Genomic DNA, 20,696 nt, shown 5'->3' on the forward strand with positions numbered 1-20,696 from the left:
GGGCTTGGTGATTGAATTCCGCGACGTCTCAAAGACGTACCCTGGAACCTCTGCACCGGCAGTGAATGGCTTCTCCCACACCGTCAAGGAGGGTTCCACAACCGCCTTCGTCGGCCCGTCCGGTTGCGGCAAAACAACCCTGTTACGCATGGTCAACCGCATGGTCGAGCCCGATACCGGCGCAGTTCTTGTGCGTGGGGAGGATGTTGCGGACACGGACCCAGTTCAACTGCGCCGCAGCATCGGCTACGTCATGCAGCACTCCGGTCTGATGCCCCACCGCAGCGTCCGCGACAACGTCGCCGACGTCGCCAAACTCGGCGGAGCGAGCAAGTCAGAGGCGAAACGCAAGGCATCCGAGATGCTCGAGCTGGTCAACCTCGACCCCGCATTGGAGGACCGCTACCCCGCGGAGCTTTCCGGCGGCCAAGCGCAGCGCGTCGGGGTGGCTCGCGGTCTGGTGAATCAGCCGGACGTGCTCATCATGGACGAGCCTTTCGGCGCCGTCGACCCGGTGGTGCGCCGCGGCCTCCAGCAGGAGATCATGAGCATTCGGGAGAACCTTGCCACCACGATCCTCATTGTCAGTCATGACATTGAGGAGGCGTTCTATCTCGGTGACACCGTGGTCATCCTCGGAGAACAGGCTCGTATCGAGCAAGCAGCGTCCCCGGAAGAGATCATGGCGCGCCCCGCGAACGATGCCGTGCGCGACTTCGTCGGCATGGACGCGCGCACCCTACGCACCGTAGAGCGCGACGGCGAGACGCTCGTCCTCGACGCAGGCGGCAACATCAAAGGGGTGCTGCGGTGAATTGGGCGTGGCTTTCCAGCAATCTCGGCATGATCGCAGGTCTCGCCGGGCAGCACCTGCTCATTGCGCTGCCAGCGATCATTGCGTCCTTCCTCATTGCGGTCCCGCTCGGTTGGGCCGCGCACCGCTCAGGCCGGTTCCGCGAAGTCATCGTTGTGGTGACCAGCCTGATCTATGTCATCCCGGGCTTGGCCATGTTCGTCTTCATGCCGTTGGTGTTGGGAACCTCGATCCTCTCGCCCGTCAACGTCGTCATCGCGATGACGCTCTACGGCATTGCGCTCATGGTCCGTAGCGCCGCCGACGCGTTCGACGCTGTTCCTGGAGCCGTGCGCCAATCCGCCACCGCAGCCGGTTACTCGCCGCTAGCACGCGTGATGCGGGTTGAACTTCCGTTAGCCGGCCCCGGGCTGCTGAGCGGGGTGCGGGTCGTGGCGGCATCGACAGTGTCCCTCATCTCCGTCGGCGCGCTTGTCGGCGTGCAGTCCCTCGGCACGCTGTTCACGGAAGGGTTCCAGCGCGCCTTCCCCACCGAGATCATTGCGGGGCTCGTGGGCACGATTCTGCTCGCAGTGCTTATCGACGTCTGCCTCACCCTCATCGCCCGCCTCACCATGCCGTGGAGGCACTGACCGCCATGCAACCGATTATCGACGCGTTCACCTACCTCACCGACCCAACCCACTGGTCCGGCGCCACCGGTTTTCCCATGCGGATCGCCGAACACCTCGGATACACGTTCCTGGCTGTGCTCTGCGCCGTGCTCATTGCACTGCCCATCGGGATGTATGTGGGCCACACACAACGCGGAGCCTCAGCAGTGCTCGCTGTCTCCGGTGCCCTGCGTGCTCTGCCTGCCCTCGGCCTGCTCACCTGGTTGGCCATTTCCATTCCGCGCGGGATCAGCTGGCCGATCATTCCCGCCACCATCGTGCTGGTGCTGCTCGCCGTGGCCCCGCTGCTCGCCGGCGTGGTGGCAGGCTTCGACTCGGTCTCGCGCGACGTGGTCTACTCCGCCCGCGCTGCCGGATTCAGCGAACGGCAGATTCTCCGCCACGTCGAGCTACCCATTGCTGCCCCGACAATCCTTGGCGGGTTGCGGTCCTGCGTCGTCCAGGTGCTGGCCACCGCGGTGGTCGTCGCCTACATCGGCATGGGCGGGTTGGGCCGATACCTGATCGATGGGCTTGCGGTGCAGGATTACGCACGGATGGTGGCGGGAGCGATCGTCGTCACGCTTGTGGCGTTAGTCATGGACCTCCTGTTGGCTGCTGTGCAACGCTGGGCCACGCCTGCGGGCCTGCGAGTGAAAGGAAACGGCTAATGCTCAAACGCGTGTGGGTGCTGTTATTGCCACTGGTTCTCGCGGCGTGCGCCTCCGGTGACCCGCTGGAGACTGAGACGACCGAGGAGCCGGAGATCGAGGCCAGCGGGGACATCGTCATCGGCACCGCCAACTTCCCCGAGGCTGAGATCATCGGCCAGATCTGGGCGGCCGCGCTTTCTGATGCCGGTTTCGATGTCGACGTCGCTTCCGGCATCGGCTCCCGCGAGGTCTACATGACCGCCTTGGAGGACGGCGACGTCACCGTCGTGCCCGAATACGCCGGCAACCTGGCCGCCTTTTACGACGACCTGCCCGAAGGCGCCGACGAGCAGACCATCCGCGACACCCTCACCTCCTCCCTGCCCGAAACCATCGAGGTCGGCGAGTTCAGTCCCGCATCATCAGCAGATGCCTACCGTGTCACTGCCGAGACCGCCGCAGACAACGACATCCAGACCATCGCCGATTTGGACAAGCTCGATCAAATCACCGTGGCTGCCCCGCCCGAATTCGCAGAGCGGCGTTACGGCCCGCCTGGTTTGACCTCTGTCTACGGCATTGACCCGTCCAAGATCAGGGTGAAGCCGATCTCCGATGCTGGCGGCCCGCTCACCGTCCAAGCCTTGGTGGAGGGCGCGGCAGATACCGCCAACATCTTCACCACCTCCCCCGCCATCACCGGCAAGGGTGACCGCCCCGACCTCGTGATTCTCGAGGATCCCCTAAACCTCATCCCGCCGCAGAACGTCGTCCCCGTCATCCGCGCGGGGCACCTGCCGCCCGAAGCGCTCGACGTTCTCAACAACGTCAACGCTCAATTGACCACTGATGACCTGGTGGAAATGAACCTCCGCAACGTCGGCGACGAGCGCGCTGAGCCTGCCGTCATCGCCAGGGACTGGGTGGACGGTCTGGAGCTTTAGCGCCCCCCAACGGTAGAATCAGCAGGACGAAAGGGGGTCGCACATGACTCGGACGATGAAGAACCTCAACCCAACTTCTGATCTTTCACCCAAGGAAATCCGGGAATATTCCGCAGGCGCCGCGAATCTAGCCGGCGGGCGCACAGCCGACCCCTACCTGTCGGAATTGCTCGATGCCCACGCTGCAGGTGAGCTCACAACCGAACAAGCTCAACAGCTGGCTCGAGAACACATCCTCGGATAATGGCGCGGCGGGGGGCGTTCAGAAACTGGGATGACTACTTCATCCCTGGAACACGTACATTACGCAACCTCTTCGTGAGCGATGAAGAACCGTTCGGCGTTGAAGACCCAGAAAAACTGCGGGTACTGGAGTTGGTTAACACGGAGTTCCGCATGAATGAGCTCGCCGCCAACCCCCTCCCCGGCAACTTCGATTACGCCCACATGAAGGCGATCCACCGCCACATTTTCCAGGATGTGTACGAGTGGGCGGGCGAAGAACGCGTCGCCCCAACCGGGCAATGGATGGCCAAAGACGGCCACGCCTACTACCCCGCCGGACCCGTCCTCACCGAAGCAGCCGAAAAGCAGTACCGGCTTTTGGACAAAAAGAACCTACTCAAAGGTTTGACGCGAGAGGAGTTCATCATCGAACTTGCGGAAGCCTGGGGTGAAATCAATGTCATCCACAGCTTCCGAGAGGGCAACACCCGCGCGCAGGTGGTGTTCTTCAGCGAGCTCGCCCGCAACGCGGGCTACGTGCTGGAACCAGCGGTGTTCCTTGATGATCCGCTTCGCGACGCTTTCGTTGCTGCCCGCTTTCACTCCCAAGACACCGGCGAGAACACCAAACTGGCCGAGGTTCTGTCCACCATCGTGCGCGCATGACCGAACACTGGCCCGTTCAGTCGGCTACTCGCTCACCGAGAACACACGCTTCTTCCGCTTATCGCCGTTCCCGGCTGCGCCGTCCGCAGCACCATCCCCCACTGCCGTGGACCCCGACACGGACACCGGGTCCACGTCGAACATCTCAGACAGGAAGTCGGCGACCCACTGGAGCAGTTCTTCGTCGCGCAGGTTGGGTGCGTTGAGCGCCTTCTTCGTCCCGCCTTCGCGCGGGAAAGGCACCTGGATGGCCTTTGCGGCGGCACGGTAGTTCGCGCCCGGGTAGAGGCGCTTCAGCCGGATCTGTTTCGAGTCGGCCATGTCCACCGGGTGGAACTTCAGGCGGGTGCCCTGCATGGTGATGTCAGCAACCCCGGCCTTGCGGGCCTGATGGCGCACGCGTGCCACCGCGAAGAGACGCTGGACCTCGGCGGGAAGATCGCCGAAACGGTCGACAAGTTCGTCGGCGACCGTTGTCAGCTCGTCCTCGTCGCGGGCGGCGGCTAGCTTGCGGTAGCTCTCTAAGCGTAGGCGCTCGGAGTTGATATAGGTCTCCGGAATGTGGGCGTCAACAGGCAGGTCGATGCGGATTTCCTTGGGGCCGTGGTCGGTGGCGTCGACGACTTCACCCTGCATGAGGGACTTGAAAGTCTCCACCGCTTCGCCGACGAGGCGGACGTACATGTCGAAGCCGACTCCGGCGATGTGTCCGGACTGCTCCGCACCGAGCACGTTGCCGGCGCCGCGCATCTCCAGGTCCTTTTGCGCGACGGCCATGCCGGCGCCCAAGTCGTTGTTCTGGGCGATGGTGGCCAAGCGGTCGTAGGATGTCTCGGTGAGCACCTTGTCCTTGGGGTACAGGAAGTAGGCATAGCCGCGTTCGCGGGAACGGCCGACGCGTCCACGCAGCTGGTGGAGCTGCGACAGACCCATGTTCTGAGCGTTTTCGACGATCAGCGTGTTGGCGTTGGCAATGTCCAAGCCAGTTTCCACGATCGTCGTGCACACGAGCACGTCGAATTCGCGGCCCCAAAACCCTTGCACGGTCTGTTCGAGCACCTGCTCACTCATCTGGCCGTGGGCGACGACGATGCGCGCCTCCGGTACAAGGGTGCGCAGGTGGCGGGCGGTCTTCTCAATGTCGGCGACCTTGTTGTGAATGTAAAACACCTGGCCGTCGCGCAGCAGCTCACGGCGGATCGCGGCGGCGACCTGCTTGTCCTCCTGCGGGCCGACGTACGTGAGCACCGGGTGGCGGTCCTCCGGCGGGGTCGTGATCGAGGTCATCTCGCGGATGCCGGTCAGGGACATCTCCAGGGTGCGCGGGATCGGCGTCGCGGTCATGGTGAGCACGTCGACATGCGATTTCAGGGCCTTGATGTGCTCCTTGTGCTCGACACCAAAGCGCTGCTCCTCATCGACGACGATGAGCCCCAGGTTCTTCCACTGCACACCCGTCTGCAGCAGCCGGTGGGTGCCAATGACGATGTCGACGGAGCCGTCGGCAAGCCCGGCGCTTATCTTCTTCGCGTCCGCGGCCGTGGTGAAGCGCGACAGCTCGCGAATCTCCACCCCGAACCCGTCCATGCGCTGAGAAAACGTCGAGTAGTGCTGCTGGGCGAGCAGTGTGGTGGGCACGAGCACGGCGACCTGCTTGCCGTCCTGCACCGCCTTGAACGCGGCGCGCACCGCGACCTCGGTCTTGCCGAAGCCAACGTCACCGACAATGACGCGGTCCATTGGCGTGGGCTTTTCCATATCGGACTTCACGGCTTCAATCGCAGCCATCTGGTCTTCGGTTTCGACGAAGGGGAAGTTGTCCTCCATCTCCATCTGCCAGGGCGAATCCGCCGCGAACGCGTGCCCCGGCGCGGACGCGCGCTTGGCGTAGAGCTCCACAAGTTCACCGGCGATTTCACGCACCGCGGCGCGAGCTTTGCGCTTCGTGTTCTTCCAGTCGGAACCGCCCATTATGCTTAACGACGGCTGCTCCCCGCCCGAATACTTGCTCAGCAGGTCCAAGGAATCCATTGGAACCCACAGCATGTCCGCGGGTTGGCCGCGCTTGGCGGGCTGGTACTCGAGCACGATGAACTCGCGCCGGGCAGCGTCAGAGCCGGTGCCGATTGTGCGCTCAGCCATCTTCACAAAGCGGCCAATGCCGTGCGTGTCATGGACGACGTAGTCCCCCGGCTTAAGCGCGAGCGGGTCGACGCGGTTGCGGCGGCGCGGAGCGCGACGCTTAGCCCCGGCGATGTCGCCGACACGGTTGCCGGTCACGTCGGTCTCAGTGAAAACGACCAGACCCGGGCCGGGGAAGCTCAGGCCGGCATGGGACAGAGCCTGATAGAGAGTCACCTGGCCATCGACCGGCTCCAGGCCCGGGGTAGCAATGCGCGCGGAGACGCTGTTTTCACGCAGCCTTTCCGCCATACGCTCGATCGTGCCCTTGGCTGGTGCGACGAACGCAGCGCGGCCGCCGCCCTGAAGGTGCAGCTTCACCTGGCCGTACAGCGCCTCGATCTGCTTCGGATCGCCCTTCGGTGCGGGGGCGGGCTCGTACTCGAGCGGCAAGGTGGCCTCATCATCAGCGGTGAACATGCCGGGCGGGGCGAACGTCCACCAGGCGTTGTCCGCGTCGCGCGCCGAGACCTCGAGTGATTCGAAGGAGCGGTAGGAGCTGGCCGACACGTCGAGTCCTTCAGCGGCAACAGGACCCTCTGCTCCCATGGCGGCGGCCTCCCAGCCCGCTTCGAGGAACTCTTGGTCGGTCGCTTGCAGGTCAGCAATGCGGGCGCGCACCTTCTCCGGGGAGGTCACCAGTACGATCGAGCCGGCCGGCATGAGCTCCGGCAGCACGGAAAAGCTCGCATCCGTCAGGGCGGGAACGATCGCCTCCATGCCGTCGACGTATGTCCCTTCCGATACGCGCTCCAGCAACTGGGCCAATGTCGGGTTGCCGCTGTGCGCGGTGGAAAGGGCTTGGGCGCGGGTGCGGACGGAATCGTCGATAAGCAACTGGCGCGCGGGGTGCATCTCGACGGAAGCGACATCATCGATGGTGCGCTGATCTGCCACCGCGAACGTGCGCAGATCAGTGGCCTCATCACCCCAGAACTCGATGCGAACGGGGTGCTCGGCGGTGGTGGGAAACACGTCGATGATCCCGCCCCGGGTGGCAAACTCACCGCGCTTGGCCACCATGTCCACGTGCTCGTAGGCGAAGCGGACCAGGGTTTCAGTGAGCTCGCTGAAGTCGTATTCTTCGCCGAGCTTCACCGTGACCGGGGCCACCGGCGGCAGCACCGGCTGGCAGGCCGCGCGCGCCGACGCCACGACCACACGCGTGGATGCGATGTTGTGCACCACCTTGTTGCGCGCACCGATGACATCCGCCGCAGGCGAAAGGCGCTCGTGCGGCAAGGTCTCCAGCGCCGGCATCAAAGCGACCTGCTCCTGGCCGATGAGCGCCGCGATCTCCGCCGCGAGATCCTCTGCCTCATGCCCGGTGGCGGTAATGAGCAGGACCGGCACCTCACGTGAGAGCGCCGCCGCAGCCCACGGACGCACTTGGTCGATGCCGGTGACGTGGAGCGCGGGATCCCCCACGCGTGCGCGCAAGCCCGTCAGCTTCGGGTCGCCCGCGGCCTGCGTGAGCACTCCGGCGAGCATGGGAAGGTCTTCGGTGTGGTTGGCCATGGAATCTTTCTGCGAAGCGCTTGGGGTGTTGGGCAGGCAATAAAAAAGCTTCCCCACCAGGACTCGAACCTAGAATGACGGTACCAAAAACCGTAGTGTTGCCAATTACACCATGGGGAAAGACGATCAAGAGCATACCGCATCCCCGCTCCTGCCCCTAATAAGCCTTCGTTGCTCTCCTCGCCTCGGTGCACTGCAGCGGCGAGGGCAACGCTTTCAGCCAAAAGCCCAGTATGGAAGGCGTAGAACCGTTCAATGTGGGACAAGGCACGCAGCCACCGACGGTGAAGATGGTCTGGCTCAAACCGGACCTGACGCCGAGTGAGTATGCGCACAAGCCGACTTTGTCACAATGTCTTGTAACCCGGGGCGCTCCTGATCCCATCTAACAGGAAGATGAGTGCCGTCAACTTCCCCGAAAGGTCATTCCTGTCATGAACACCGCTTATCCCGGCCCGAACAACGACTCCAACCAGCGCGGAGGCACCTCACCTCGCCCAAACCCGTACCTGTCCCAGCAGCAAGGACACGCCCAACCCGGGCAACCAGCACACCCCGGTAACACTGGTCAGCCCCAAAGTTCCTACCACCGGCAGGTCAATCAGGGCGGGCCCTACCAAGGCGGGCAGTTCACTCAACCGGTGCAGCAGTATCCGTTCCAAGGCGCCCAGCAGCCGCACCAGGGTTCGGAGCAGAACTTTGCCGCCGGGCCCAACGGGCCTGGTTTCGGGTACCAGCAGGGCCAGCAGATGCCTGGATATCAAGGCCGTCCCGGGGCATCCAACCCGTACACGCAAGGGGGGACGAAGAAAAGTAACAACGGGTTGATCACCGCGATCGCGGTCATTGGGCTGCTGGCAGCACTCGGGCTTCTCGCCGCTGTGCTCTTGCTCACCGGCGGAGACGACGCAGACTCGTCAGCGTCAGCAACGTCAGCACCGACGAGCGCCATCGCGCCCGGTGTAGGCGGTGCGACCGGAAAAGAAACAGAGCCGTCTACGGCACCGAGCTCTCAAGCAAGCACTGGTGCCGCCAGTGGCGCTGGCAGCAACGAAGACGCCCTCGAAGCCGCGCAGATGTACGTTGATGTAGGCGGCGTTTCCAAGCGCAACTTGAAGTCGCTTCTCGGCAACACGACGTACGGACACGGCTACACCCAAGAAGCTATCGATTACGCACTCGATAACGTCGACGTCGATTGGAACGAAGAAGCGCTGGAAGCTGCTAAAGAATTACGAGACATTCAAGACACCAGCGATGAAGAACTAAGAAGTTACCTTTCCATCGCAGCTGGGTTCACTGACGAGGAGATCGATTACGCCTTAAGCAAGCTCTAGTTCTTTGCTTGCCGGCGCTAGGCCTAGTGGTTGGGATGGTCTAGTGCCGGCTGTTGCCCCGGTTCCACGATGACGAACTGCCCCATCATGCCCTCATCCTCGTGGAAGAGCATGTGACAGTGGAACATGTAGGCCAAGGTGGGGTCGGGACACTGGCCGAACACGACAAGTAAAGACACCCGCGATCTCGGTGGGATAGTGATGGTGTCGTGCCATCCGTCCCGGAAGGCGATCTCTCCGTCCTGGATGTCGTGAACCCTGAACCGGGCGTTGTGGATGTGGAAGTTGTGGGGCCAATCTGCGTTCTCGTTGATCACGTGCCACAGTTCGGGGCCGGAGTGGTCAATCACGGCGTCAACACGCGCCATGTCCATGGATTGCTCGTTGATCTGGAAGCCGTTGAGCCGCCACTCACGTTCCGGCACCCCTTCAGCGGAAGGTTCTTCACTGTGAATGTCCCAGACCAGCTTCCCCTCTTCGCCCTCGCCGGAGCCCTCCAAGGTTTCCGGCACCGCGATCTCCAGCAGGTCGAAGGTGTCGCGGAGGCCGAATCCGTTGGCGGCTTCCTCGCGGGGCAGGCCCCCGCCGTCGGGCACGCCGGTGCTGCGCAGCGTGAGGTTCTTGCCGGGTTCGAGGTAGACGAGGATCTCGGCGCGTTCGCCGGGGCTGAGCAGGATGCCGTCGACAAGCGCGGGGCCGCTGAGTACCCCCTGGTCAGTGGCGATGACCTGGAACGGCACGCCGAGTTCAAGGTGATGGAAGCGCATCGTCGCGCCGTTGACGAGCCGCAGGCGCAGTACCCGCTTGGACGCCTCAAACCGCGGGCGCGTGATGCCGTTGACCAACGGGGTGTCGCCGAGCAAGCCGTAGGTGGGGTCGATGGTCTCGTCGAGTTGGAAGTCCGCGGTGAACTTCGCGTCGGTGATGATCACCGGGATGTCGTCGACACCGTAGTCGGACGGGAAGTCAATCGTCTCCGGCCCTTCGTCGGCGACGATGATCGCGCCGGCGAGCCCGCGGTAGGCGTGCAGCGCGGAAGTCTCGTGCGGGTGCGGGTGGTACCAGCACGTCGCGGCAGGTTGGTCGACATCCCAGCTCGGTGTCCATGACTCCCCCGGCGGAAACATTAAGGCGGGACCACCATCGGCTGCGGCCGGGAGGTGCAGGCCGTGCCAGTGCACGACGGTGGGTTCTGGCACCTCGTTGCGCACGGTCATCTCGATGTGCTCGCCGCGGCGCATGAGTAGCGTCGGCCCCAACCACGCCCCGTTGAACCCCCAGGTCTTCGTGGTGTGGCCGGGCACTATCTCGTATTCGCCTTCCTGCGCAGTGAGCTCGAAGCGGCGGGTCGTGCCGTCCGTGCCGTCCAACTCGCCTTCGTACAGCGGCGGAATCGGCAGTGGACGCGGGTCCGCGTCAGCACCAGCAGGCGTTGGTTGGCCGCGGCGCACACCACCGGGGCCAGCGCAGGCTGTCAGCGCGGCGGCACTGGCCAGAATCATGCCTTTGAAGAACGTCCGCCTGCTGATAGTGCCCACATAGCCTCCCAGGAAGTCGATCGACGCTGATCAAGGACGCAGATCAAGCGAGCCTTTCTTAGCCCACACTTGCTTTCCACGCGTTCCTGCCCAGCCTACTATTTCCGTTATGACCGCAGACGAGAACGAATCGGGCGGCACGAGCCTCCCCCACGAGGAGCACAACGCCCGCCGCTTCATCTGGTCCAACGGGTTCCAGAACATCGGCGACCAGATCGTCGCCCCCAAAACCGTATTGACGTGGCTGTTCACCTCCGCCGGCGTACCGGCGGCATTCACCTCCTTCCTCGTGCCGATCCGCGAGTCGGGCTCGATGCTGCCGCAGTTCGCACTGGGGCCGTGGGTGACATCCAAGAGCTCCCGCAAAGGCGTATGGATCTTAGGATCCGTGGGCCAAGCAATCTGCGCCGCGCTCATCGCTGTATCCGCATTGCTTTTCGACGGCACCACCCTCGGCATCTCCGTCCTCATCCTGCTTGCCGGTCTCGCGTTGTTCCGAGCCATGTGCTCCATTGCCGGCAAAGACGTCCAAGGACGGACCATTTCCAAGGGTCACCGCGGAATGATCACGGGCCGGGCGACTGCTCTGGGCGGCGGCTTCACCTTGGCAGTCGGCCTGATTCTGTTCTTCTTGCCGAACGACCTGCCGCAGTGGGTCATGGCCGCGCTGCTTGCCCTGGGTGCCTCGACCTGGGCGCTCGCTGCGCTCGTTTTCGCGGGCGTTAGAGAACCGGAATACGAAACCGAGGACAACGCGACGGCACACGGTTTCGGGCACATGTGGGAGCTGGTCAGAACCGACCGCGACCTGCAGAAGTTCCTCCTGGTGCGCTCGTTGATGCTAGTGACCGCACTGTCCACCCCATTCATCGTGGTGCTGGCCCAAGAGCAAGGTACCGATCTCGCAGGTCTCGGTGCGTTCATCATCGCTTCCGGCGGGGCTGCTCTGCTGGGAGGACGGGTGTCCGGGTGGTGGTCGGATAAGTCGTCGAAAAGCACAATGGCGTGGGCCGCCGCAACTGCCTCTGTCGTGCTGGTGCTGCTGGTGCTCAGCGCACGCCTGGCACCGGAAAGCGTGAACGCGTGGGTGATGCCGCTCGGATTCTTCGCGGTGAACCTAGCGCACACCACCGTGCGAGTGAGCCGAAAGACCTACCTCGTGGACATGGCGGACGGCGACCGCCGCACGCTGATCACGGGTGCCTCCAACACGGTGATGGGCATCATGCTGCTTGTCGTCGGCGCGGTGAACTCGGTCATCGCGGTCCTCGGCACCCAGGCCGTGCTGCTCTTCCTGGCTGTGCTGGGTGTGTGCGGAGTGTTCGGAGCGAGGAACTTGAAGGAAGTCTCCGCCTCCTAATTGGCAGTGCGTAAAGTGGGGGCGAACTGCCCACGACTCCCCATCACTGAAGAAGGAGCTTTTGTGCCCGCTGTGAACACTGCGAACACTGCGAACCAGCCCCGCGCCGTTGTCGTCCTCGCTGCCGGCGCCGGAACCCGCATGAAGTCGACCAAGCAGAAGACTTTGCACGAGATTGGCGGCCGCAGCCTGTTGTCGCACTCGCTGCACGCGGCGGCGGCGATCCACCCGGCGCATGTCGTGGCGGTGGTGGGACACCAGCGCGACCAGGTCTCCCCTGCTGTCGACGCGGTGGCAGAGGAAATGCGCATCCAGATCCTCCAGGCCGTGCAGGAGGAGCAAAACGGCACCGGTCACGCCGTGCAGATTGGTCTGACCGCGATCCCCGAGTTCACCGGCACGGTTGTGGTCACGAACGGTGATGTGCCCCTGTTGACGCCGGAGACGATTGAGGGGCTCATCGATAAGCATGAGCGCGAAGAGGCCGCGGTGACGGTGCTCTCCCTCGAGTTCGACAACCCCACCGGGTACGGACGCATCATCCGCGATTCTGCCGGGCAGGTGCAAGAAATTGTCGAAGAGAAGGACGCGAACGACGAGCAGCGCCGCGTGCGCGAGGTCAACTCCGGTGTCTTCGCCTTCGATGGCGCCGTGCTTCGCGACGCTCTGACACGCATCACCTCCGACAACGCCCAGGGCGAGCTCTACATCACAGACGTACTGGGCATCGCGCGTAACGACGGCCGCAAAGTCGCCGCCCACATCGCCCCCGACGCGCGCGAACTGGCCGGCGTGAACGACCGCGTGCAACTCGCCGAGGCCGGCAAGGAACTCAACCGCCGCTTGGTTGAACGCGCGATGCGTGCTGGCGCGACCGTGATCGACCCGGCCACCACGTGGATCGGCGTCGACGTGGAAGTCGGCCAAGACGTGACCATTCACCCGAATACGCAACTGTGGGGCTCGACGAAGATTGGCGACGGTGCCGTGATCGGCCCTGACACCACCCTGACCGACATGGAAGTCGGTGCGCGGGCGTCGGTGGTGCGCACCCACGGCGAACTCAGCGTCATCGGCGACGACGCTACTGTCGGCCCGTTCACCTACATCCGGCCGGGTACAGAACTGGGCGCGCGCGGCAAGCTCGGTGCCTTCGTGGAATCCAAGAACGCCACGATCGGTGAAGGGTCAAAGGTGCCTCACCTGACCTACATCGGCGACGCGACCGTCGGCGTGGAGTCCAACATCGGCGCGTCCAGTGTCTTCGTCAACTACGACGGCGTGAACAAGCACCGCACCACCATCGGCGACCACTGCCGCACCGGCTCCGACACCATGTTCGTCGCTCCGGTGACCGTCGGTGATGGCGCGTATACAGGCGCAGGTACAGTAGTCACTGAGGATGTGCCCGCAGGCGCCCTGGCCATCAAGGAAGGTCGCCAGCGCAACATCGAGGGCTGGGTGGAAGACAAGCGCCCCGGCACCGCCGCGGCGGAGGCTGCCCAGCGCGCACGCGAGAGCTAACTGAAAGGCGACACCACCCATGACCGGTAAGAAAGTCGAAAGCCACAAGGACCTCAAGGTCTTCTCCGGCCGCGCCCACCCAGAGCTGGCGGAGAACGTGGCCCGGGAACTCGGCATCGACTTGGTCCCCACCACCGCCCGCGACTTCGCCAACGGTGAGATCTTCATTCGCTTCGGCGAGTCCGTCCGCGGCGCGGACTGCTTTGTCATTCAGTCCCACGCGCAGCCGCTGAACAAGTGGCTCATGGAGCAGTTGATCATGATTGACGCGCTCAAGCGTGGCTCCGCCAAGCGCATCACCGCGATCCTGCCGTTCTACCCCTACGCCCGCCAGGATAAGAAGCACCGCGGCCGCGAGCCGATTTCGGCCCGCCTGGTCGCTGACCTGCTCACCGCCGCGGGTGCCGACCGCATCGTCTCCGTGGACTTGCACACCGACCAGATCCAGGGCTTCTTCGACGGCCCGGTCGACCACATGCACGCGATGCCGATCCTGACCGACTACATCAAGTCCAAGTACTCCATGGACAACCTCGCCGTGGTCTCCCCCGATGCCGGCCGTGTGAAGACGGCTGAGAAGTGGGCCAACACGCTTGGGGACGCTCCGATGGCCTTCGTCCACAAGACCCGCGACATCGACGCGGCCAACAAGGTCGTGGCCAACCGCGTTGTCGGTGACGTTGAAGGCAAGGACTGCGTGCTTCTCGACGACATGATCGACACCGGCGGCACCATCGCCGGGGCTGTCGGTGTGCTCAAGGACGCTGGCGCCCGCTCGGTGGTCATCGCCACCACCCACGGCGTGTTCTCCGACCCGGCCCGCGAGCGCCTCAACGACTGCGGCGCCGAAGAAATCATCACCACCGACACCCTGCCGCAGTCCACCGAGGGCTGGAAGAACCTCACCGTGCTGTCTATTGCGCCGCTGCTCGCCCGCACGATCCACGAGATCTTCGAAAACGGTTCCGTGACCACGCTGTTTGAGGGCCAAGCTTAAGGTGCCTGCCCCTCACATTGATCCCGCCGGCGCCGGGTCAGCTGGCGGGAGTTCCACCGTTCCCGCTGGGCCTGCCGCGACCGTGACATCGGATGCACCGCATTCGCTGCAGCAGCGCGACGCTGGATTGCAGCGGGCAATGAAAAGCCGCCAGCTGCAGATGATCGCGCTGGGCTCCGCCATCGGCACCGGTCTGTTCCTTGGATCCGCGGAATCGATTGGTTACGCCGGTCCAGGCGTGCTGGTCACCTTCCTCTTCGTCGGTGCAATCGTCTACCTGCTCATGCGCATGCTGGGTGAGATGGCGGTGGCCAACCCTGTCTCTGGGTCGTTTGCTGCGTACGCCCGCGACTTCATCGGCCCCCGCGCGGGCTTCGTCGCGGGTTGGAACTGGTGGTACACCACGATCGTGGTGGGCATGATCGAGCTCACCGCCATGGGCACGTTCCTGGACTTCTGGTTCCCCCAGATCCCCCACTGGATCACGGCGCTGGTCACCTTGGTGGTCGTGCTGATCATCAACGCCGCCCGCGTGAGCATCTTCGCCGAAGCCGAATACTGGCTGTCCCTCGTGAAAGTCATCGCACTCGTCGCGATGATCATTCTGGGTTTCGTGCTGGTGCTCACCCCCTCCGCCGACGCCGGGTTCCACAACCTCACCGACCACGGCGGCTTCTTCCCCTTCGGTGCTTCCGGCGTGGTCTTCTCACTCGTTGCGGTCACCTTCACCTTCGGCGGCATCATGTCCATCGGCACCGCCGCCGGAGAAACAGAGAATCCGGAACACACGATCCCGAAGGCCATCAACTCCGTGATCTGGCGCATCTTGGTCTTCTACATCGGCGGCATGAGCGTGATCCTGCTGCTGGCGCCGTGGGATGGGCAGGACTCGTCGAAAAGCCCCTTCGTGCGCGTGCTTAGCTTTGTCGGTGTAGACGGCGCCGCCCACGTGCTCAACCTCGTGATCCTCGCCGCGGTCGCCTCGGTGTGCAACACCATGACGTACTCAGGTGCCCGCATGCTGCGCGACCTGTCGCTCAACGGTCAAGCCCCCGCGTACTTCGGCCAGACCACGAGGAAGGGTCTGCCACTGCGTGCGCTGCTGTTCAACTGCGCACTCATGGGCTCTGTCGTGCTGCTCAACTACTTCTTCGAGGGCAAGATCTTCACTGTGTTGCTTGCCGTCGTGGTCGGTTCCGAGCTGATCACCTGGGCTGCAGTGAACTTCGCTCACCTGAACTTCCGCAAGAGCGGACGCAGCTCGAGCTTCACAGCACCGCTCTTCCCCGCTGCGAACTACATCTGCGGAGCCTACTTCGTGCTGGTCCTGGTGCTCATGGCCGCACTGCCCGACTACCGCGTCGGCCTCATCGCCATGGCTGTCTGGGCGATCGGCCTGTTCATCGCGGCGACAGTCATGGAGCGTCCCGGTGGTCACGGGGCGCTGCGGCGCGAGACTGTACAGCCTCACACCCTCTAGTTATTCGCGTACGGGTCTGGCATGCCGACGAACTGCACCTCGGTGTACTCGAGCATGCCCTCCTTCGAGCCCTCGCGCCCCAGACCCGACGCCTTGACACCACCGAACGGGATTGAGGCATCAGACACTGCGCCGGTGTTGAAGCCGACGATGCCGAACTCCAAGTTGTCGGAGGCGCGGAAGATCACGTCGGGGTTCTGGGAGAACACGTAGGAAGCCAAGCCGTATTCGGTGTCGTTAGCCAGCTCCCACAACTCGTCCTCATCCTTGAAGGTGAAAATCGGCGCAATCGGGCCGAAGATCTCTTCACGGTATACCTTGGCTTCCTTGGAGCAGCCGCGGACCACGGTGGGCTCGAAGAAGTAGCCGTCGCGGTCGAGTTGCGTGCCTCCGCAGAGGATCTCGCCGCCGTGGGAGACAGCGTCGTCGACAAGCTCTTGCATGTCTTGCTGCGCCTGTTCGTCAATGAGCGGGCCGATGTCAGCGCCTTCCGCAAACGGGTCGTCGACCTTCATCTCCTTGACCGCGGCAACGAACTTCTCGGTGAACTCGTCGGCGACGGACTCGTGAACGAAGATCCGGTTCGCGGCGGTGCAAGCCTCTGCATTGTTGCGCATCTTGGCCATCTTCACACCCTCGACTGCGACATTCATGTCAGCATCACCGAAAACGATGGCGGGCGCGTTACCCCCGAGCTCCATCGACGTGCGCACGACGTTCTCTGCCGCCAGTTTGAGCAAGGTCACGCCCACGGGAGTCGATCCGGTGAAGGAAAGCTTGCGCAGGCGGCTGTCGGCTAGGATCGGCTCGGAGACATCCTTCGAGCTCGCGGTGGAAACCAGGTTGATCACGCCGGCGGGCAGGCCAGCTTCCATCATCGTCTGCGCAAAGTACTGAATGGTCAGCGGGGTTTTGCTAGCAGGTTTCACCACGACGGTGTTGCCGGCCGCCAACGCCGGAGCCACCTTGCGCGTGGCCATCGACAGCGGGAAGTTCCACGGCGTAATCAGCAGGCAGGGACCAATCGGCTTACGGAAGGTGAGCATCCGGTTGCCCTTGGCTGGGTATGCGTTGGTGTTGCCGAAGAAGTGGTTGGCTTCCTCAGAGAACCACAGCAGGTAATCGGAGCCGTAGTCGACCTCACCTTCAGCCTCGGCGTACGTCTTTCCCATCTCCAGGGACATCAGGGTGGCAAACTCCGCCTTGTGCTCGTGCATGAGGTCGTATGCCGTGCGCAGGATCTCGGCTCGCTCGCGCGGGGTGGTGTGCTCCCACTCGGCGCGGGCATTATCAGCCGCTGCGAGCGCTTTGAGTGCGTCCTCGCGGCTTGCCGACGCCATGGTTGCAATGGTCTCCCCCGTGGCCGGGTTTTCTACCTCGAACGTCTCACCCTCCGAGCCGTCGCGCCACTCGCCGCCGATGAGGAGACGCTTTTCTACCTTTTCCAGAAGCTGGTCAATATCAATCTTGGACATCATGCGGGGTTTCCCTCAATCGCGGATTGCTTATGCTTTCCCTTTCCGGTCTACCACCGCCAACGTTGGGTGTTAGCCCACTATTCGCGGCACGGGGGTTTTGGTCCCGCCTGCGGTGGGCTGTTAAGCTCTACTGCGTCTCGGCGAGGGCGCCCTACGGGGAGCCGTTATCGACGCGATTCGACTACATATCATCTCGCTGTTGTTGAGCGGAAGCGAAACAACAGCGCGCGGTCACTCGACGAGCACACGAACATCGTCATCACAGTGGCCGCATTTTTTGTGGCCCGAACACACAGGAGTAACCATCATGGCTAACCCGGTTATTAAGGCCGAGAAGCGCGAAGAGTTCGGCAAGGGCGCTTCCCGCCGCCTTCGCGCCGCGGGCCGCGTCCCCGGCGTTCTCTACAGCTCTGGCGAGGACAACTTGCACTTCCACGTCGACATCCTCGAGATTAGTGCGCTTGTGCGTAACGACGGCACCAACGCCATTCTCGAGCTCGACATCGACGGCGAGAAGAACCTCGCCATGGTCAAGAACATCGACCAGAACGTTCTGACCCTGAACATCGACCACATCGACCTGCTGGGCGTCAAGCGCGGCGAGAAGGTCAACGTCGAGGTCCCGGTTACCTACGAGGGCGAGGCTGCTGCCGATGCCGTGGTCCTGCAGGAGCTCGACGTTGTCGAGATCGAGGTCGAGGCCCTGAAGATTCCGGACGAGATCATCGTGTCCATCGAGGGCAAGGAGATCGGCGACCAGATCTTCGCTTCCGACCTGCAGCTGCCGGAGGGTGCAGAGCTGCTCACCGATCCGGAGTTCTTGGTCATCAACGTCACCTACGAGCAGGTCGACGAAGAGCTCGAGGCTGCTGCCGCTGATGTTGAGGAGGGCGGCGCTGAGGCTGGCGCTGACACCGAAGGCGAGGACGGCGACGCAGAGGGCACCGTCGAGATCGCCGACGGCGGCGAGGGCGACGAGGGCGCAAGCGAGTAAGTCGCTTATCGACGCCCCACTTGCCAAGGCCGGCTTCCCCCACCCCGGGGAGCCGGCCTTTCGCATTGGTCCGGCAACTCTCGGCATGCCCCGGGTTTACCCGCCACCCGTTGATCCGTATTGCCCGTAGAATTAATTCCCGTGGCTACTGATTCCCCCATTCTGGTCGTGGGCCTAGGCAACCCGGGCACTATCTATGCGCAGACGAGACATAATGCGGGGGCGATGGTGATCGACGAGCTTCTGGATCGCGCTACCCCGATGCCCGCCCAACTGAGCGTGCACAAGAAGACCAACACTGAGGTCGCTGAACTCGCCGCGGGTCGTCTCATGCCGCGACGCACGATTCTCGCGCGCACGCGTGGCTTCATGAATGTCTCCGGCGGCCCCGTTAAGGCGCTGGCCAGCTACTACGGAACGAAGCCTGCCGGCGTCTACGTCATCTACGACGAGCTGGACCTCGACTTCGGCCAGTTCAAGCTCCGTCTCGGCGGCGGGGACCACGGCCATAATGGGTTGAAGTCCGTCACCAAGTCATTGGGTACCTCCGATTACCACCGTCTCGCGGTGGGCATCGGGCGCCCGCCGGGGCGGCAGGCTCCCGCCGATTACGTGCTCAAGCCATTCAGCAAGCAGGAGTTCGCGGAGCTTCCGATCGTGCTCGCGGACGTGGCCGACGGGCTGCTGGAATACTGCTCGCCCGAATAAGCCACGCCGCACGTTTTTGACCAGTATGTTTATCCGAGCAGTATTCCGGAAAACCCTCAGCAGTATTCTGCCCCCGGGAAACGGCGTGACATTCGTAGAGAGGTCGGTTCCATGCACCAGTCCACCCGCCACCTGACAACGCGGGCGCTCGCCGCGGTCCTCACCGCAGCGATTCTCAGTGTCGGCGTCACGGGATGCTCCACTGAAGCACCGATCCCAGAGCCCGATTCATTGGCCGTGCCGGGCGAGGGAGGAGATTCGGGGGAAGACCTCAACCTTGCGCCAGGAGAGCAAGTGCTGGAAGGAACGCTCAAGGCGGTTCACTTCAAGGACATGCTTCCCCCAGGAGTGCATGAAGAGGTTGCGGACGACGTAGACAATGTTTCTGCTTTCTATGCAATCGAGCTTGACCCAGTGAAACCAGTTGACGGCCTTGTCGCTGGAGGGATCGAAACTACCCAAAGCCCGCTGTGGGCAATCCTGGGTAATGACACCTCGCCGCAACCGCTGGACTGGACCAAATACGTCGACAAGCGCATCCGTGTGATCGCCCGTGCGGATCAACTGAGGTATGGCTCCGACATAGCGACTCCCCCTGACGCCGTCAATGTGGAGAACTCCGATCACGAACCGGAAGTTCTGGACTGAACCTGACTAACGCGCGCCCAGCAAGTACGCCTCGATCTCGGCCGCCGGGCCCTCACGCAACTCCTCTGGCCGCTCGCCGACCAGGCAATAAGCGTAATCTGGGTCGTTGCGCCGAGGTTTCAGCATCGCGTTGAGGTGCGGGTACGTCGGTGGCAGGTCGGGATGGGTGCGCGTGAACTCGGTCTCGAGGCCGCGGGCGTAACGGCCCGAGAAAGCACGCGTAGAAACGCTGCGCTCACCACCGGTGCGGGCATCGCGAAGGTGGGCGCGGTTGGTGTCGGAGGTGCCGGCTTCGTCGGCAAGCAAAAAGGCGCTGCCGCACGCAACGGATGACGCGCCCCACTCGATGAGGCGCTCCACGTCGGCGGGGCCGCGGGCGCCGCCAGCGGCCATGAGGGGGATGTTGATGAGGCGGAAGATGCCATCAAGAAGCTTTTCGACGCTACGGTCCCCCGGCTCCTCCCCCAGCCGCCACGTCGCGCGGTGCCCACCAGCTTCGGGACCTTGCACGATGAGTCCGTCGGCGTACTCGGCCGCCTTGACCGCGTCGACTTCGTTGGTGACGGTGACCCAGGCTTGGATCCCGGCGTCATGCAGCATGCGGACTTCCTCAGGAGTGAAGCAGCCGAAGGTCGACGACACGATGGTGGCTCGTCCGTCCTCGATGGCCAAACGCAGCTTGTCGTGGAAGCCGAAAGTCAGGTCGGCTGGGGGCACAGGCTCGTCGAGTTCTGCGGAGAGCCGCTCCAGGTCCGCCGCGGCTGGCTCATCGGCCTGCGGGTAGAAGAGGTTGATGCCGAAGGGCTCCTCGACGCGGGCGAGCTCTTCGGCCGCCTGCGCCAACGAGCAGGTACCCCAAGCCAGGAACCCGAAGCTGACGGCATTGACCAGTTCGGGCGTGGACGGGCCGCCGGCCATGGGGGCGGCGACGACGCGGGGCAACGGAGCAGGCAGGTCGGTGGGCATGCAATCCAATGT

Annotated in this window: 18 protein-coding genes; 14 read left to right on the forward strand and 4 right to left on the reverse strand. The window is 63.6% G+C overall.

The annotated features are described in order from the left end of the window. Positions 1-7: 7 nt before the first annotated feature. The 6 genes from KBX19_RS00740 (at position 8) to KBX19_RS00765 (ending at position 3,955) form a co-directional block, all read left to right on the forward strand. Positions 8-814, forward strand: coding sequence for an ABC transporter ATP-binding protein (locus tag KBX19_RS00740; protein ID WP_005291138.1), 807 nt, complete (start codon positions 8-10; stop codon positions 812-814). Beyond that, positions 811-1,446: an ABC transporter permease gene (locus tag KBX19_RS00745; RefSeq protein ID WP_370686977.1), complete on the forward strand. Its 636-nt coding sequence runs from the start codon at positions 811-813 to the stop codon at positions 1,444-1,446. Before KBX19_RS00740 ends, KBX19_RS00745 begins: the two co-directional genes overlap by 4 nt. Further along, complete coding sequence (locus KBX19_RS00750; protein ID WP_005291143.1) at positions 1,434-2,138, forward strand: ABC transporter permease; 705 nt, start codon at positions 1,434-1,436, stop codon at positions 2,136-2,138. The genes KBX19_RS00745 and KBX19_RS00750 overlap by 13 nt, the downstream gene beginning before the upstream one ends. Continuing rightward, entirely contained in the window at positions 2,138-3,064 is a 927-nt protein-coding gene (locus tag KBX19_RS00755) for an ABC transporter substrate-binding protein (RefSeq protein ID WP_255997057.1), read from the forward strand. The genes KBX19_RS00750 and KBX19_RS00755 overlap by 1 nt, the downstream gene beginning before the upstream one ends. A gap of 43 nt (positions 3,065-3,107) precedes the next feature. Further along, the gene (locus KBX19_RS00760) at positions 3,108-3,308 is read left to right on the forward strand and encodes an antitoxin VbhA family protein (RefSeq protein WP_005291148.1); all 201 of its coding nucleotides are present in this window, start codon (positions 3,108-3,110) and stop codon (positions 3,306-3,308) included. Between the two features lie 74 nt (positions 3,309-3,382). After that, positions 3,383-3,955 (forward strand): Fic family protein, encoded by a 573-nt coding sequence (locus KBX19_RS00765; RefSeq protein WP_255997058.1) that lies wholly within the window; start codon positions 3,383-3,385, stop codon positions 3,953-3,955. 24 nt (positions 3,956-3,979) lie between these two features. Here KBX19_RS00765 and mfd read toward each other — a convergent pair whose 3' ends face one another. After that, positions 3,980-7,654, reverse strand: a complete 3,675-nt coding sequence (gene mfd, locus KBX19_RS00770) for a transcription-repair coupling factor (protein WP_255997059.1) — start codon at positions 7,652-7,654, stop codon at positions 3,980-3,982. 434 nt (positions 7,655-8,088) lie between these two features. On the opposite strand from mfd, the gene KBX19_RS00775 reads away from it, so the two are divergent. Further along, positions 8,089-8,991: an Ltp family lipoprotein gene (locus KBX19_RS00775; RefSeq protein ID WP_255995735.1), complete on the forward strand. Its 903-nt coding sequence runs from the start codon at positions 8,089-8,091 to the stop codon at positions 8,989-8,991. Positions 8,992-9,014: 23 nt separating this feature from the next. Here the strand turns inward: KBX19_RS00775 and KBX19_RS00780 are convergent, their stop codons facing one another. Further along, positions 9,015-10,529, reverse strand: a complete 1,515-nt coding sequence (locus KBX19_RS00780; RefSeq protein ID WP_255997060.1) for a multicopper oxidase domain-containing protein — start codon at positions 10,527-10,529, stop codon at positions 9,015-9,017. Positions 10,530-10,638: 109 nt separating this feature from the next. Here KBX19_RS00780 and KBX19_RS00785 point away from each other — a divergent pair, with 109 nt between their 5' ends. The 4 genes from KBX19_RS00785 (at position 10,639) to KBX19_RS00800 (ending at position 15,890) form a co-directional block, all read left to right on the forward strand. Continuing rightward, positions 10,639-11,889: an MFS transporter gene (locus KBX19_RS00785; protein WP_255997061.1), complete on the forward strand. Its 1,251-nt coding sequence runs from the start codon at positions 10,639-10,641 to the stop codon at positions 11,887-11,889. Between the two features lie 72 nt (positions 11,890-11,961). Further along, a complete protein-coding gene (gene glmU / locus KBX19_RS00790) occupies positions 11,962-13,413 on the forward strand; it encodes a bifunctional UDP-N-acetylglucosamine diphosphorylase/glucosamine-1-phosphate N-acetyltransferase GlmU (protein WP_255997150.1) in 1,452 nt (483 codons plus the stop codon). Between the two features lie 19 nt (positions 13,414-13,432). Further along, the gene (locus KBX19_RS00795) at positions 13,433-14,410 is read left to right on the forward strand and encodes a ribose-phosphate diphosphokinase (protein ID WP_005291171.1); all 978 of its coding nucleotides are present in this window, start codon (positions 13,433-13,435) and stop codon (positions 14,408-14,410) included. A 1-nt stretch (position 14,411) separates the two neighbouring features. Beyond that, the gene (locus KBX19_RS00800) at positions 14,412-15,890 is read left to right on the forward strand and encodes an amino acid permease (RefSeq protein ID WP_255997062.1); all 1,479 of its coding nucleotides are present in this window, start codon (positions 14,412-14,414) and stop codon (positions 15,888-15,890) included. Here the strand turns inward: KBX19_RS00800 and KBX19_RS00805 are convergent. Beyond that, positions 15,887-17,368: an NAD-dependent succinate-semialdehyde dehydrogenase gene (locus KBX19_RS00805; protein ID WP_255997063.1), complete on the reverse strand. Its 1,482-nt coding sequence runs from the start codon at positions 17,366-17,368 to the stop codon at positions 15,887-15,889. The two genes, KBX19_RS00800 and KBX19_RS00805, sit on opposite strands and share 4 nt — an antisense overlap. Before the next feature lie 307 nt (positions 17,369-17,675). On the opposite strand from KBX19_RS00805, the gene KBX19_RS00810 reads away from it, so the two are divergent. The 3 genes from KBX19_RS00810 to KBX19_RS00820 all read left to right on the forward strand — a co-directional run bounded on the left by KBX19_RS00810 (position 17,676) and on the right by KBX19_RS00820 (position 19,718). After that, positions 17,676-18,362 (forward strand): 50S ribosomal protein L25/general stress protein Ctc, encoded by a 687-nt coding sequence (locus tag KBX19_RS00810; RefSeq protein WP_005291181.1) that lies wholly within the window; start codon positions 17,676-17,678, stop codon positions 18,360-18,362. 141 nt (positions 18,363-18,503) lie between these two features. Continuing rightward, entirely contained in the window at positions 18,504-19,070 is a 567-nt protein-coding gene (gene pth / locus KBX19_RS00815; RefSeq protein WP_255997064.1) for an aminoacyl-tRNA hydrolase, read from the forward strand. A 111-nt stretch (positions 19,071-19,181) separates the two neighbouring features. Continuing rightward, the gene (locus KBX19_RS00820; RefSeq protein WP_255997065.1) at positions 19,182-19,718 is read left to right on the forward strand and encodes a hypothetical protein; all 537 of its coding nucleotides are present in this window, start codon (positions 19,182-19,184) and stop codon (positions 19,716-19,718) included. Between the two features lie 6 nt (positions 19,719-19,724). On the opposite strand, the gene KBX19_RS00825 is transcribed toward KBX19_RS00820, so the two are convergent. Continuing rightward, on the reverse strand, positions 19,725-20,684 hold the full coding sequence (locus KBX19_RS00825) for a nitronate monooxygenase (RefSeq protein WP_255997066.1): 960 nt from the start codon (positions 20,682-20,684) through the stop codon (positions 19,725-19,727). Positions 20,685-20,696: the final 12 nt, after the last annotated feature.

This window comes from Corynebacterium sp. CCUG 71335 (assembly GCF_024454075.1).
Classification (GTDB): Bacteria; Actinomycetota; Actinomycetes; order Mycobacteriales; family Mycobacteriaceae; genus Corynebacterium; species Corynebacterium genitalium.

Bases quoted from the DNA above. Each gene is read 5' to 3' on its own strand.
- KBX19_RS00760 (WP_005291148.1), top strand. From the start codon at position 3,108: ATGACTCGGACGATGAAGAACCTCAACCCAACTTCTGATCTTTCACCC.
- KBX19_RS00820 (WP_255997065.1), top strand. From the start codon at position 19,182: ATGCACCAGTCCACCCGCCACCTGACAACGCGGGCGCTCGCCGCGGTC.
- KBX19_RS00785 (WP_255997061.1), top strand. From the start codon at position 10,639: ATGACCGCAGACGAGAACGAATCGGGCGGCACGAGCCTCCCCCACGAG.
- KBX19_RS00825 (WP_255997066.1), bottom strand. From the start codon at position 20,684: ATGCCCACCGACCTGCCTGCTCCGTTGCCCCGCGTCGTCGCCGCCCCC.
- KBX19_RS00795 (WP_005291171.1), top strand. From the start codon at position 13,433: ATGACCGGTAAGAAAGTCGAAAGCCACAAGGACCTCAAGGTCTTCTCC.
- mfd (WP_255997059.1), bottom strand. From the start codon at position 7,654: ATGGCCAACCACACCGAAGACCTTCCCATGCTCGCCGGAGTGCTCACG.
- KBX19_RS00775 (WP_255995735.1), top strand. From the start codon at position 8,089: ATGAACACCGCTTATCCCGGCCCGAACAACGACTCCAACCAGCGCGGA.
- KBX19_RS00755 (WP_255997057.1), top strand. From the start codon at position 2,138: ATGCTCAAACGCGTGTGGGTGCTGTTATTGCCACTGGTTCTCGCGGCG.
- KBX19_RS00805 (WP_255997063.1), bottom strand. From the start codon at position 17,368: ATGATGTCCAAGATTGATATTGACCAGCTTCTGGAAAAGGTAGAAAAG.
- KBX19_RS00810 (WP_005291181.1), top strand. From the start codon at position 17,676: ATGGCTAACCCGGTTATTAAGGCCGAGAAGCGCGAAGAGTTCGGCAAG.